General features: G+C 62.1%; 13 protein-coding genes and 1 pseudogene. 4 read left to right on the plus strand and 10 right to left on the minus strand.

The features are described from left to right. Nucleotides 1-12: 12 nt before the first annotated feature. Together O7A60_RS29505 and O7A60_RS29510 are read left to right on the plus strand one after the other, a co-directional pair. The gene (locus O7A60_RS29505) at nt 13-573 is read left to right on the plus strand and encodes a DUF1003 domain-containing protein (RefSeq protein WP_337109213.1); all 561 of its coding nucleotides are present in this window, start codon (nt 13-15) and stop codon (nt 571-573) included. Continuing rightward, complete coding sequence (locus O7A60_RS29510) at nt 570-1157, plus strand: DedA family protein (protein ID WP_337109214.1); 588 nt, start codon at nt 570-572, stop codon at nt 1155-1157. The genes O7A60_RS29505 and O7A60_RS29510 overlap by 4 nt, the downstream gene beginning before the upstream one ends. Nucleotides 1158-1162: 5 nt before the next feature. On the opposite strand, the gene O7A60_RS29515 is transcribed toward O7A60_RS29510, so the two are convergent. The 3 genes from O7A60_RS29515 to O7A60_RS29525 form a co-directional block, all read right to left on the minus strand. Then, on the minus strand, nt 1163-1750 hold the full coding sequence (locus tag O7A60_RS29515) for a hemerythrin domain-containing protein (RefSeq protein WP_337109215.1): 588 nt from the start codon (nt 1748-1750) through the stop codon (nt 1163-1165). 40 nt (nt 1751-1790) lie between these two features. After that, nucleotides 1791-2150, minus strand: a complete 360-nt coding sequence (locus tag O7A60_RS29520) for a diacylglycerol kinase (RefSeq protein WP_015317648.1) — start codon at nt 2148-2150, stop codon at nt 1791-1793. A 78-nt stretch (nt 2151-2228) separates the two neighbouring features. Beyond that, nucleotides 2229-2645 (minus strand): GFA family protein, encoded by a 417-nt coding sequence (locus tag O7A60_RS29525; RefSeq protein WP_337109216.1) that lies wholly within the window; start codon nt 2643-2645, stop codon nt 2229-2231. 391 nt (nt 2646-3036) lie between these two features. Between O7A60_RS29525 and O7A60_RS29530 the strand changes: the two genes are divergently transcribed. Further along, a complete protein-coding gene (locus O7A60_RS29530; RefSeq protein WP_337109217.1) occupies nt 3037-4107 on the plus strand; it encodes a GGDEF domain-containing protein in 1071 nt (356 codons plus the stop codon). A gap of 93 nt (nt 4108-4200) precedes the next feature. Here O7A60_RS29530 and O7A60_RS29535 read toward each other — a convergent pair whose 3' ends face one another. The 3 genes from O7A60_RS29535 to O7A60_RS29545 form a co-directional block, all read right to left on the minus strand. Then, nucleotides 4201-5574 (minus strand): class II 3-deoxy-7-phosphoheptulonate synthase, encoded by a 1374-nt coding sequence (locus tag O7A60_RS29535; RefSeq protein WP_027146378.1) that lies wholly within the window; start codon nt 5572-5574, stop codon nt 4201-4203. 158 nt (nt 5575-5732) lie between these two features. After that, the gene (gene mfd, locus O7A60_RS29540; protein WP_337109218.1) at nt 5733-9230 is read right to left on the minus strand and encodes a transcription-repair coupling factor; all 3498 of its coding nucleotides are present in this window, start codon (nt 9228-9230) and stop codon (nt 5733-5735) included. A 71-nt stretch (nt 9231-9301) separates the two neighbouring features. After that, on the minus strand, nt 9302-9589 hold the full coding sequence (locus tag O7A60_RS29545; RefSeq protein WP_337109219.1) for an FAD assembly factor SdhE: 288 nt from the start codon (nt 9587-9589) through the stop codon (nt 9302-9304). 93 nt (nt 9590-9682) lie between these two features. Here O7A60_RS29545 and recG point away from each other — a divergent pair, with 93 nt between their 5' ends. Then, the gene (gene recG, locus O7A60_RS29550; RefSeq protein WP_337109220.1) at nt 9683-11791 is read left to right on the plus strand and encodes an ATP-dependent DNA helicase RecG; all 2109 of its coding nucleotides are present in this window, start codon (nt 9683-9685) and stop codon (nt 11789-11791) included. Here recG and O7A60_RS29555 read toward each other — a convergent pair. From O7A60_RS29555 to O7A60_RS32030, 4 genes and pseudogenes are all read right to left on the minus strand, one after another. Further along, a complete protein-coding gene (locus O7A60_RS29555) occupies nt 11743-12495 on the minus strand; it encodes a DUF502 domain-containing protein (protein ID WP_337109221.1) in 753 nt (250 codons plus the stop codon). The two genes, recG and O7A60_RS29555, sit on opposite strands and share 49 nt — an antisense overlap. 89 nt (nt 12496-12584) lie before the next feature. After that, nucleotides 12585-12884 carry a HigA family addiction module antitoxin gene (locus tag O7A60_RS29560; RefSeq protein ID WP_337109222.1) on the minus strand — a complete coding sequence of 100 codons (300 nt, stop codon included), beginning with the start codon at nt 12882-12884 and terminating at the stop codon, nt 12585-12587. 38 nt (nt 12885-12922) lie between these two features. Next, on the minus strand, nt 12923-13204 hold the full coding sequence (locus tag O7A60_RS29565) for a type II toxin-antitoxin system RelE/ParE family toxin (RefSeq protein WP_224590168.1): 282 nt from the start codon (nt 13202-13204) through the stop codon (nt 12923-12925). A gap of 101 nt (nt 13205-13305) precedes the next feature. Then, nucleotides 13306-13376: pseudogene (locus O7A60_RS32030) on the minus strand (SIS domain-containing protein); the annotation flags it as partial.

Below are 13376 nucleotides of genomic sequence, written 5' to 3' on the forward strand. Positions count from 1 at the left end.
TTGGAGACGACCATGAACAGGACGATCGACGATCTGGCGAACCGCTGGCTGAGGCGAAAGTCGGACGGGCTGAGCCAGCTGGAGAGCCGGGTGCTGCAAAGCACCATCGAGCGTACCACCATCACCAGGGACACCAACAAGGCCGTGGCCTTCCACCAGACCTTTGGCGACCGCCTTGCCGATACGATAGCCCGCATCGGTGGCTCTTGGTCGTTCATCCTGACCTTCGTCGCCTTCCTGATCGTGTGGACATCAGGCAATGTCTGGCTGTTGTCGCGCGATGCGTTCGACCCCTACCCCTTCATCTTCCTCAACCTGGTGCTGTCGATGGTCGCCGCCCTGCAGGCGCCGGTGATCATGATGGCGCAGAACCGCCAGACCGAGCGCGACCGCATCGATGCCGCCCACGACTACGAGGTCAATCTGAAGGCCGAGATCGAGATCATGGCGCTGCATGAGAAACTGGACGAACTGCGCCACAGCGAAATCATCGGCCTGCGCGACGAGATCGTGCGGCTGGCGGAAATGGTCAAGCGAATCGACGAAAGACTGTCACAGCAGTCGGCTTCATGACCGACGCGATCCACCATTTCATCGAACAATACGGGTTGCTGGCGGTTTTTCTCGGCTGCGTGGCCGAAGGCGAAAGTGCCGCAGTCCTGGGTGGCTTCTTCGCTCACCAGCATGTTTTCGTACTGTGGCATGCCTTTGTCGCGGCAGCGCTGGGTGCCTTCGCCGGCGACACCTTCTTCTTCACCCTCGGCAGGAGTTTCGCCGACAATCGCCACGTCGTCAGGCTGCGCCGGCGGCCCGGCTTTCGCCGCGCCTACCGCCTGCTCAACACTCATCCCAACATCTTCGTGCTGTCAAACCGATACGTCTACGGCATGCGCCTGGTCGGCGGCGTGGCGGCCGGCCTATCGACCATAGCGGCGCCGCGCTTCGTTATCCTCAACGCCATCTCATCGGTGATCTGGGCGGTGCTGTTCAGCACGATCGGTTATGTCTTCGGGTTGGGGGCCGAAGAATTGGTTGGCCAGGCGCTGATGCGCCACGAGCGGTTGTTCGTCGGGCTTGGCATCGGCCTTGCCGTGGCCGTGCTTGCATGGCTTGTCGCCCGCCACATCGCCAAGCGGGAGCGCGCCAAGGAGTTTTGACCGGGCTAGTCGATGCCGAGCCCCTGATCACCCCGATCGAGAATGAGCGGGATGATCAGATCCTCCTCATCGGCGAGATGCCGGGTCAGCATCGCGATCAATCGGCTGTTTTCGTCGGCATAAGCATCGGCGGCGAAGCGCTGCTTGTCCTCACTCTCCTGAAGTGTACGGATGAAGGCATTCGCTGCCTCGGCGTTGCGCTCCAGTCCTTCGTGGATCGTGTGGTGATCGGCATCGAGGATGTCGAAGCCACGTTTCAGACGGGGCTCCGCCTTGGTGAAAGCCGGGAAATACTGGTAATCCTCGACATTGTGATGGCCGTCGAGATGCCCGAGAAAATGGTTGAGGCGCGGTGCGAACCAGCGCGCGAAATCGGGTGCCGTCAGTGCGCCCTCGCGATAGTTGCCAATGCCGCCGGTGAGCATGCCGCCGAGCTCGCGGAACATGTCGTGCCGCTGCAGCCACATATTGGCCAAACCGTGAATATTGGCGTGACCCTGCCAGTTCTCGCGCGGATACTTTTCGGCCAGCCAGCGCAGGTCTTCCGGCAGGCCCAAGCGTTCGAGAAGCGAGGTGTTCGTGAGCTCTGCCATGACGGTCTCCTTTGGTGACTGTCATATAGGGATCAAAGTCTCAGATCGGGACCCCCGTTATGCGCTCGATGAGAGCGATGCCCCAAACGCCGCCAGCGATGACTACCGAAATCAGCACCGCCAGCGAACCGCAATCCTTGGCGAGCTGGATGTCGATGTGGAATTCACGAGAAATTGCGTCGCACGCCGCTTCGATGCCGGTGTTCAGCACTTCGACCATGATCAAGAGGAGCACCGCGCCGATCAGCAGCGCGTAACCGCGCCACGACACTGAAACGAACCATCCAGCGGGCAAGGCCAGCACCAGCAGCATCAATTCCTGCTGGAAAGCCTTCTCGCTGACCGCAAGCTTGCGAAATGCCCGCACCGAATTGATAAAAGCATCGATCAATCGCTGCATGCCAGGGCCCCTCTCGGAATCACCGGCCCGAGATAAAGCAATGCCCCGATCAATGGAATAAGGCTGACCGTCCAAATTTCATTCAGCGACCGGTATGGATGGCGTCGACTTTTCAAACTGAGGCAGCCCGTCGTCGATCGAATAGTAGTCGCCTTTGTCGCCGACGAAGATATGGCATTCGCCCTTGAGCGCTGTCGGCGTGTCGAACGATCCCGCCAGGACGGAGATGTAAGCGTCGTCCCGTGGCTTCCAGAACAGCAGCGAGCCGCATGTCTTGCAAAAGCCGCGCTTGGCAAAGGAAGAAGCCTCGTACCAGGTGATGCTTTCCGTACCGTCGATCACGATGTCGGGGTCGGCAACATTGGTCGCGGCATAGAAATGCCCGCTCTGTTTGCGGCATTGCGAACAATGGCAGTAGACAACGCCACGCAACGTCCCACTTGTCCGGAAGCGGACCGCTCCGCACAGACATGATCCCTGGTGGTTGTCGCTCATTTCGGCACTCCTCGAAGAAACTTCGTCCGGCATCAAGATTCCAGCTTCGCGGTGGTTACGCGCAAGCAAATACGACATCGATTGGCGTGACGAATTCGAAATTCAGTTTCATTTGCAGCAGTTCAAATTCAAAACGTCAAACAGGCTGCTATTCAGGGATGGCGGCGCAAAACTTTACGCGCGTACAGTCACAGCTGGAGAAAACCTGTGGAAGTCGTGCGAATTAAGGAAGCTTTAGCGCCGGCGCAACTATGATCTCACAAGCGAAGGGTGCGGATGGGGCCGCGCCTCTTCGCCAGATGTTCTGGAGCATTGGGTAGCGCTCCCCAGGTCGGCGATCAATGGACCCGGGAATTCTGCGTCGGGATCCGAGGGGAAGAGTGAATTAGACATGCAGCCGGCAGCAGCCTCGACCGAACGAAGCACCGATATCGCAACCACCGTTGTCGCGACCATGCGCCAGCTTGGCGTACTCGGCCTGCCACGCAACTACGAGATTTTCTATGAGGCCTTGAGCGGCACCAATCGCGAGCTCAGCCTCGCCGTCGTGTCGTTGAGCAACCGGCCGACGCAGGACGAACTCGACCAGATCGGGCGCACCTTCTTCGCCCACAACCATGGTCCCGGCATCGTCGAGCATGCCAGAGACGTCATCGCCCGAGAACTCGAGGAGGTCGCGTCGCTCCTGCGCAGCGAGCGCAGCCACATCGAAAAATACGGCAGGATCCTCGATGAGACATCAAGCGGCCTGGGAAACCGCAGCCTTCTCTCCCAGGACCTTCTGCAAAAGATCGCCAACGCAATGACCATCGCGACCAATTCGACGATCGATCACGGCCGGCAGATCGCCTCGACGCTCAGCGACAAGACGGCGGAACTCGAAAGCGTCAAGTCGAAGCTCGAGGAATACAAGCGGCTGGCCGACACGGATCCGTTGACCAAGATCTGGAACCGCCGCGCCTTCGACAAGGAAATCACCAAGATCTACAACAGCAACAAGGGTATCCTGTTCAATGCCCTGATCCTCGTCGACATCGATCGGTTCAAGGACATCAACGATCGCTACGGCCATCCTGTCGGCGACAAGATCATCCAGATCATCGCCGAGATTTTCCAGACCAGCATTCGCGGCGACATGTTCGTCGCCCGCACCGGCGGCGAAGAGTTCGCGCTGATCATCGAGGGCGCCAGCGAGGACGCAACCTACGAGATCGCGGAACGCATTCGCGCCCTGATCGAGCAGACGCCGTTCACCAGCAGCCAGACCGGCATGAATTACGGCACGGTGACGGTATCGATGGGTATCTGCATGGCGTCCGAGGCCGAAGGCCCCGAGGACCTCTACACCAAGGCGGATCGGGCGCTCTATCGCTCGAAAGTCAGTGGCCGCAACCGCGTTACCAGGCATTCGGCCATGGCAGGGCGCGCCGGCAAGAGCTGGCTGCTCTACAAGCAAGACTGAAGTTTTTGCGGTTGCACCGGAGGCAAAAGATGAAAACGGAAAAGGCGCCGGGTTTCCCAGGCGCCTTTGCTTTATCGATCCAATTGGCCCGGCTCAGCCGTTCGCGACCTGCTTGTGCTGCACCGGATGGCTCTTCTTCAACAGGTCCGAGACCAGGAACGCCAGTTCGATTGCCTGGTCGGCATTGAGGCGCGGATCGCAATGGGTGTGGTAGCGGTCCTGCAACTCCTCGGCCGTGATGGCGCGCGCGCCGCCGGTGCATTCGGTGACGTTCTTGCCGGTCATCTCGACATGGATGCCGCCTGGATGAGTGCCTTCGGCGCGGTGCACCTCGAAGAAGGTCTGCACCTCCTTCAGGATGCGGTCGAAGGGCCGCGTCTTGTAGCCGGCCGCTTCGATCGTGTTGCCGTGCATCGGGTCCGACGACCAGACCACGCTGCGGCCTTCCTTCTGCACCGCGCGCACCAGCTTCGGCAGATGGTCGGCAACCTTGTCGGAACCGAAGCGGGCGATCAGCGTCAATCGCCCCGGCTCATTCTCGGGGTTCAACAGATCGATCAGTTCCAGCAGGCCGTCCGGCGTCAGCGACGGACCGCATTTCAGGCCAAGCGGGTTCTTGATGCCGCGGCAATATTCGACGTGCGCGTGATCGGGTTGGCGCGTGCGGTCGCCGATCCAGATCATATGGCCCGACGTGGCGTACCAGTCGCCGGAGGTCGAATCCACACGGGTCAGCGCCTCCTCGTAGCCGAGCAGCAGCGCCTCGTGGCTGGTGTAGAAGTCGGTTTCGCGCAGCGCGAAATTGGTTTCCGACGTAATGCCGACGGCGCGCATGAAATCCATGGTCTCGGTGATGCGGTTGGCTAGCGATTCGTATTTCTCGCCCTGCGGGCTGTCGGAGACGAAGCCGAGCATCCAGCGATGCACATTCTCCAGGTTGGCATAGCCGCCCTGCGCGAAGGCACGCAGAAGATTGAGCGTCGCCGCCGACTGACGATAAGCCATTTCCTGGCGGGCGGGATCGGGAATGCGTGATTTCGCGTCGAATTCGATGCCATTGATGATGTCGCCGCGATAGCTCGGCAGCGTCACCTCGCCCTTGGTCTCGTTGTCGGACGAGCGCGGCTTGGCGAACTGGCCGGCGACGCGGCCAACCTTCACCACTGGCTGCGCACCGGCGAAGGTCAGCACGACCGACATCTGCAGGAAGACGCGGAAGAAGTCGCGGATGTTGTCCGCGCCATGTTCGGCAAAACTCTCGGCGCAGTCGCCGCCCTGGAGCAGGAAGGCTTCCCCGGCGGCAACAGTCGCCAGCTGCTTCTTCAGCTTGCGCGCCTCGCCGGCGAAGACCAGCGGCGGAAAGGTGGCGAGTTGGGCTTCCGTGTTCTTCAGCGCGGCAAGGTCCGGATAAGCGGGAACCTGTTTGATCGGCTTTGCTCTCCACGAATTCGGCGACCATTTCGTCATCGCTGCAACCAACGCTCTTTCCGGCGAACACCTTGCCCGCCATTTCCAGCCCCTAAATGGGGTGGCGGCTCCATACACGAAGCCGATTTCCTATTCTAGACCGGAATTTCGGTGCTGGCGAATGGCTTGACGCCCCCAGGACGCCCCGAAAAGCGAGATCAGGCCGTCTTCTCAGCCAACTTCGCCAGTTGCGTCATGACGACAGCCGAGCCCGCCAGACGCTTCTCCGCCGTCGGCCAGTCGCGGATGAAGACCACGCTGTGGTCGGCCCGGATCTTGGCCAGCGAACCCTGCTCGCCAATATACTTGACCAGTCCGACGGGGTTCGAAAATTCGCGCTTGCGGAAATGGATGACGACGCCCTTCGGCCCCGCATCGAGCTTCTCGACATTGGCCTTGCGGCAGAGCGCCTTGATGAAGACGATCTTGAGGAGATGCTTCACCTCCTCCGGCAGCGGGCCGAAACGGTCGATCAGCTCGGCGCCGAAGGCGTCGATTTCCTCGGTGTTTTCGAGATCGCCGAGACGGCGGTAGAGCGCCAGCCTGAGCTGCAGGTCCGGCACGTAGCCTTCCGGGATCATCACGGCGGTGCCGACGGCGATCTGCGGCGACCAGCCGCCATCCTGGACCTCGCCGGAATCCTTCACCTCGGCCACCGCTTCCTCCAGCATCTGCTGGTAGAGCTCGAAGCCGACCTCCTTGATGTGCCCGGACTGTTCCTCGCCGAGAAGATTGCCGGCGCCCCTGATGTCAAGGTCATGGCTGGCGAGCTGAAAGCCGGCGCCCAGCGTGTCGAGCGATTGCAGCACCTTCAGCCGACGCTCGGCGGTGTCGGTCAGCTTGCGGTTGGCCGGCAGGGTGAACAGCGCATAGGCGCGCACCTTCGAGCGCCCGACGCGGCCGCGCAGCTGGTAGAGCTGCGACAGGCCGAACATGTCGGCGCGATGGATGATCAGCGTGTTGGCGGTCGGGATGTCGAGGCCGGATTCGACGATTGTGGTCGACAGAAGCACGTCGTACTGGCCGTCATAGAAGCCGTTCATGATGTCGTCGAGTTCGCCCGGTGGCATCTGGCCGTGGGCCACCGCTACCTTCAGTTCGGGAACGGATTCCTTCAGGAAATCATGGATTTCCGCCAGATCGCTGATACGAGGCACGACATAGAAGGAGTGCCCGCCACGGTAACGCTCGCGCAGCAGCGTCTCGCGAATCACCAACGGATCGAACGGCGAGATGAAGGTGCGCACCGCCATGCGGTCGACCGGCGGCGTGGCAATGAGCGACAGTTCGCGCACGCCCGTCAGCGCCAGCTGCAGCGTGCGCGGGATCGGCGTCGCCGACAGCGTCAGCACATGGACGTCGGTCTTCAGGTCTTTCAGCCGCTCCTTGTGCTTGACGCCAAAATGCTGCTCCTCGTCGATAATCAGCAGGCCGAGATTCTTGAACGAGATGGCGGAACCGAGCAGCGCATGGGTGCCGATAACGATATCGACCTGCCCTTCGGCGATGCCCTTCTTGGTCTCGGCCAGATCCTTGGCACCGACCAGCCGCGAGGCCTGGGCGACACGAATGGGAAGCCCTGAGAAACGCTGCGAGAATGTCTTGAAATGCTGGCGCGACAACAGCGTCGTCGGCACCACCACCGCGACCTGAAACCCTTCCATCGCCGCGATGAAGGCGCCACGCAGCGCCACTTCGGTCTTGCCAAAGCCGACGTCGCCGCAGATCAGCCGGTCCATCGGCTTGCCGGCGCCAAGGTCATCGCGCACCGAGTCGATGGCCGTCTGTTGGTCGTCGGTTTCCTCGTAAGGGAAACGGGCGGCAAACTCGTCATAGAGGCCTTCGGCCGGCACCAGCGCCGGCGCGGCGCGCATCTGACGCTCGGCGGCGATGCGGATCAGTTGCCCGGCCATATCGAGCAGGCGCCGCTTCAGCTTGGCCTTGCGCGACTGCCAGGCGCCGCCGCCGAGCTTGTCCAGCGTCGCCTCGGCTGTGTCGGAGCCGTAGCGCGACAGCAGCTCGATGTTTTCCACCGGCAGGAACAGCCGGTCGTCGCCGGCATAGTGGATTTCCAGGCAGTCATGCGGCGCGCCGACCGCTTCGATGGTGCGCAGGCCGATGAAGCGGCCAATGCCATGGTCGGTATGGACGACAATGTCACCGGCCGACAAGGCCGAGGCCTCGGCAATGAAATCGGAAGCGCGCTTCTTGCGCTTCGAGCGGCGGATCAGCCGGTCGCCGAGAATGTCCTGTTCGGCGACAACCACCAGCCGTTCAGTCTCAAAGCCGGATTCCAGTGGCAAAACCGCCAATGCGGCCTGTCCCGGCTCGAGCTGTTCAGCCTCCGCCAGCGTCTCGACCTGCTTGAGATTGCCGAGATGGTGCTCGGCCAGGATCTGGCCAAGCCGGTCGAGCGATCCTTCGGTCCAGCCTGCGATGACGACGCGGCGGCGCGCCGCGCGCTCGTCGGCTATGTGCCGGACGACGACATCGAAGACATTGACGTTCGGATCGGCTCGCTCCTCGACGAAGCTGCGACCATGGCGCGAGCCGGCGTGGAAGACTTTCTTACCCCCCAAATCAGGCGCATCGAACACGGTAAAATCGATGTCCTCGCGCTCGCCAAGCGAAGCCTTGAGATTCTCCGGCGAGAGATAGAGCAGGTCCGGCGCAACCGGCTTGTAGGGCACCGCATCCCTAAGCGCCCCGTCAGCCTGTTTTTTGCGCGCCTCGTAGTGGTCGAGGATCAGCGTATGGCGCTCGGCAAGCGCCTCATGCGCCAGATGGTCGAAAACCACGGGTGCGTCGGGCAGGTAGTCGAACACGGTCTCCAGCCGCTCGTAGAAGAACGGCAGCCAATGCTCCATGCCGGCGAAGCGCCGCCCTTCGCTGACCGCCGCGTAGAGCCCGTCGTCACGCGATGGCGCGCCAAAGGCTTCGATATAGGAGCGGCGGAAGCGGCTGATGGTTTCCGGCGTCAGCGCCACTTCGCTCATCGCCTGCAGCGCCATCGACTTGCGCTGGCCGGTGGTGCGCTGCGTGGCGGCGTCGAAGACGCGGATCGATTCCAGTGTGTCGCCGAAGAAATCAAGCCGCAGCGCCTCGGTCCAACCGGGTGCGAAGAGGTCGAGAATGCCGCCGCGCACCGCGAATTCGCCGATGCCGCGCACGGTCGGCACCCGCTCGAAACCCGACGTCTCCAGCCGTGCGATCAGCGCATTCATGTCGATCTGGTTGCCGGGTCTGGCGTGGAAGGTCTGCGCCTCGACAAGCTCAGCGGGCGGAATGCGCTGCAGCAGCGCGTTGGCGGTGGTGAGAATGACGGCACGGTGCGGTTTCTTCGCCAGCGCGATCATGGCGGTCAGTGCATCGAGGCGCTTGGCGGCGGCATCGGAACCGGGCGACACACGGTCGTATGGCAGGCAGTCCCAGGCAGGCAGTTCCAGCACAGGCAGGCCGGGCGCGACGAAGGACAGCGCCTCGATGATGGACGGCAAGCGCTGGCCGTCGCGGGCCACGAACAGCACCGGCTTGTCGGGTGCGATTTCGAGCGCCGTCTGTACCAGCGCGAAGGCCTCGTAGCCGTCGGCGACACCGTCGACGATGAACTGGCCGGCGCGGCCCTTCGGCAAGCCAATGGTGGGGATGAGAGCCATCAAATCACGGTCTTGTTTATCGCAATTCCGAACGGAAAACTGCTTCGCACTTTTCCTGGAATTGCTTTTGTTCAGAATGTCATGGTCCGGCGGGACGCCAGGATTTTTTGCAGGACGGCACAGTCGATCTCCGCCGGCACCGGGCGTTCGCCCGTGACCAGCGGCAGGAATTCTGTGTCGGCAATATCGAGGAGCCTCTCATATTGGTCGATTTCCTCGGCGGTCAAGGTGCCGATCTCGGCATCGGCGAAGGTGCCGAGGATGAGGTCCATCTCGCGTAAGCCGCGATGCCAGGAGCGGAACAACAGCTTGCGGCGGCGGGCGTCCAGCCCCTCGCTTGATCGTTTCGTTCCGGTCATTGTGCCGCATCCTCGCTTCAAGCGGCGCATATAGCGTGGATAGTGGGCGGTGTCAGCCTTTGCGCTGCGGCCATCGCGACATAAGCTGACATCATGCGTCCTTCCATACTCGATCCCCTATTTGTCCCGATCACCTCGCTTGCCGGCGTCGGGCCGAAGGTCGGTGCCCTGATCGAGAAGGTCGTGGCGGCCGACCTCGGCGATCGCGCCGCGCGCGCCGGCGATCTCCTGTTCGTGCTGCCCCACACCGTCATCGACCGCCGCAATCGGCCTGGCATCGCCCTCGCGGCCGAAGGCGCCATCGTGACGCTCGAGCTGCGCATAGACCGCCACCAGCCGCCGCCGCGCGGCAACAGGTCGGTGCCCTACCGGGTCTACGCCCATGACGATACCGGCGAAATCGGCCTGACCTTCTTCCATGCCCATGCCGCCTATCTCGAAAAGGCAATGCCTGTCGGCGAGCATGTCGTGGTGTCAGGCCGTATGGAATGGTTCAACGGACGCCCGACCATGGTCCATCCCGACCATATCGCACTCGCCGGCGAAGCCGAGAACCTGCCGCTGGTCGAGCCGGTCTATCCGCTTACCGCGGGGCTATCCGGCAAGGTGCTGCGCCGTGCGATCGGCCAGGCGCTCGGCCGCCTGCCGGACCTGCCGGAATGGCAGGATGATGCCTTCATGCGCCGCCAGAGCTTTCCGTCCGTTGGCAACGCGCTGACCCGCATCCATTATCCCGGCGATCCGCTCGATGTCGCGGTCGAAGGGGCTGCATGGCGCCGCCTCGCCTATGATGAATTGCTCGCCGGCCAGGTCTCGCTGGCCCTGGTGCGGGCAAAGGTGCGACGCCTGTCAGGCCGCCCTCTCGTCGGCGATGGCCGCATCGTCGAGAAGCTGCGCGCGGCCCTGCCCTATTCGCTCACTCCCTCGCAGGAATTCGCGCTCGCCGAAATCAACGCCGATCTCGCCGATCCAGAGCGCATGCTGCGGCTGCTGCAAGGCGATGTCGGTTCGGGCAAGACGGTCGTGGCTTTGTTGGCCATGGCACGCGCCGTCGAGGCCGGCGGCCAGGCGGCGCTGATGGCGCCGACCGAAATCCTGGCGCGCCAGCATCTGGCGACGATCACCCCGCTTGCAGCCAAGGTTGGCTTGCGCATCGCCATCCTGACCGGCCGTGAAAAGGGCCGCGAGCGAGCCGAAACACTGGCTGGTCTTGCCAGCGGCGAGATCGATATCATCGTCGGCACCCACGCGCTGTTTCAGGAAACGGTCAGCTTCCACGATCTGGTCCTGGCCGTCATCGATGAGCAGCATCGATTCGGCGTTCATCAGCGGCTTGCCATAACCGCCAAGGGCGACGCGCCCGACATGCTGGTGATGACCGCGACCCCGATCCCGCGCACGCTGGTGCTGACCGCCTTCGGCGACATGGATGTCTCGAAGCTGACGGAAAAGCCGGCCGGCCGTCAGCCGATCCGCACCGTCACCCTGCCGCTCGAACGGCTCGACGAGCTGGTCGACCGCATGCTCGATGCCGTCGCGGATGGCCAGAAGATCTACTGGATTTGCCCGCTGGTCGAGGAATCCGAAGAAATCAAGCTAATGTCGGCCGAGGATCGCTTCGCTTCGCTGAAGCCGCTGTTCGGCGATCGCATCGGCCTTGTCCATGGCCGCATGAAGGGTGCCGAGAAGGACGAGGCGATGCGTGCCTTCAAGCAAGGCGAGACGCGCATCCTGATCGCCACCACGGTCATCGAAGTCGGCGTCGACGTTCCTGACGCCACGATCATGGTCATCGAGCATGCCGAACGCTTCGGGCTCGCCCAGTTGCACCAGTTGCGCGGCCGGGTCGGACGCGGCGACAAGCCCTCATCCTGCGTGCTGCTCTACAAGGACCCGCTTGGCGAGACCGCCAAACGCCGGCTGTCGGTGATGCGGGAGACCGAGGACGGCTTCCTGATCGCCGAAGAGGATCTGAAATTGCGCGGCGAAGGCGAATTGCTCGGTACCCGCCAGTCCGGCACGCCGGGTTTCCAGGTGGCGCGCATCGAGGCGCATGCCGACCTACTGGAGGCCGCCCGAGACGACGCCAGGCTGATCCTGTCGCGGGACCCCGAACTGCAATCGGATCGCGGCGAGGCGCTGCGGCTCCTGCTCTACTTGTTCGGCCGCGACGAGGCCGTGCGGCTCCTGCGCGCCGGATGAGGCCCTAGCGGCGGATTGGCCAGGGTTCCGTTGATCGGCTCACCGTTCAGCGTCACCAGTTTCGTCTTCACCTCGGGGGCCACCAACCCGGCCGATACGATCAGCTTGGCGCCGTCCTCGATCGTCATGTCGAGCGGCACGATGTCCGACTTCAGAACATACATCAGGAAACCGGTCGTCGGGTTCGGCGTGCACGGCATGAACACCGCAATCAGCGGATCGCCTTCCTGGTCGAGTTTCTGGTTGATCTCGGTTTCCTTCTCACTGGCGACAAACACCAGCGACCACACACCCTTGCGTGGATATTCGACCAGCCCAACCTGACGGAACATGTCGCCCTTGTTCGACAGCACGGTCTCGAAAATCTGCTTCAGCGACCTATAGATGCCGCGCACCAGCGGCATGCGGCCAAGCAGGCGCTCGCCAAAGCCGACGATGGCGCGGCCGACAATATTGGCCGTCAGGAAGCCGATCAGCGTGATCAGGATGAGCGCGACGATCAGCCCGAACCCCGGAACCGGGAACGGCAGATAGCTGTCGGGACTGTAGCGCGCCGGAATATAGGGTTTGACCCAGGAATCGACCCAGCCGATGAAGGACCAGGCGATATAGGCGGTGATCGCCAGCGGCGCGCAGACGATGAAGCCCGTGAGGAAATAGTTCCTCAGCCGGGTCATGCCGGAAGTCTTCGAAGCGTCTGACATGGTTCACCGGGCACGGGTTGCGGCGCGACATTAGTGAACCGGAAGGCGCTTTGGAACTGCGAAGTTTTTAGAAGTTTTTAAAGGTCCTATTATGCGGCTGTTTCCAGCGGCGCGATCTTCTCAAGTTCCGGCGCCAGCTTCTTCGCCTCAGTCTCAAGCTCGTAAGCCTGCTGAAAATTCATCCAAAACTCAGGCGTTGTGTTGAAAAACCTGGCGAGGCGAAGGGCCGTGTCGGGAGTCAAGCCGATCTCTTCCTTGGCAATGCGTTCAATACGGGTGCGCGGAAGATTGAGTTTTTTCGCCAGCGCGCCTGCACTCATGCCGAGCGGGACGAGATATTCTTCACGCAGGAATTCTCCAGGATGAACTGGACGTGCGAACTTGAGCATAGTTCAGGAGTCCTCAAGGGTTCAGGGCAAGTGCCCGCTCAATGGTAATCGACGATCTCCACGTCTTCAGCCCCAGCAGCCGTCCACCTGAAGCAGATGCGCCACTGGTCGTTGATGCGAATTGAATGTTGCCCAACGCGGCTCCCTTTCAGGGCTTCCAGATGATTTCCGGGCGGCGATCGAAGGTCATTCAGCTGGGCAGCGTTGGCAATCGCGCGAAGACGACGTTCGCCACGAGCAACCAAATCCGGCGGAAAGCCTTTTGGCGCCTTCCCTTCGGCAACCGCTTCGACCGCCTTACCTTTAAACGAAACGATCAACGAGGCGCCCTCTTAATTGTATCATACATTGATACAGAGCGGCGGGCAAGTATCACCGATCGATACAAAATTTGCGGGCGGCAATTGGGAGTCGCCGATAGCTATTCCACCGTCACCGATTTCGCCAGATTGCGCGGCTGATCGACGTCGGTGCCCATGAACACGGCGGCGA

Origin of the sequence: Mesorhizobium salmacidum (SeqCode) (assembly GCF_037179605.1) — a bacterium.
Lineage (GTDB): Bacteria > Pseudomonadota > Alphaproteobacteria > Rhizobiales > Rhizobiaceae > Mesorhizobium > Mesorhizobium salmacidum.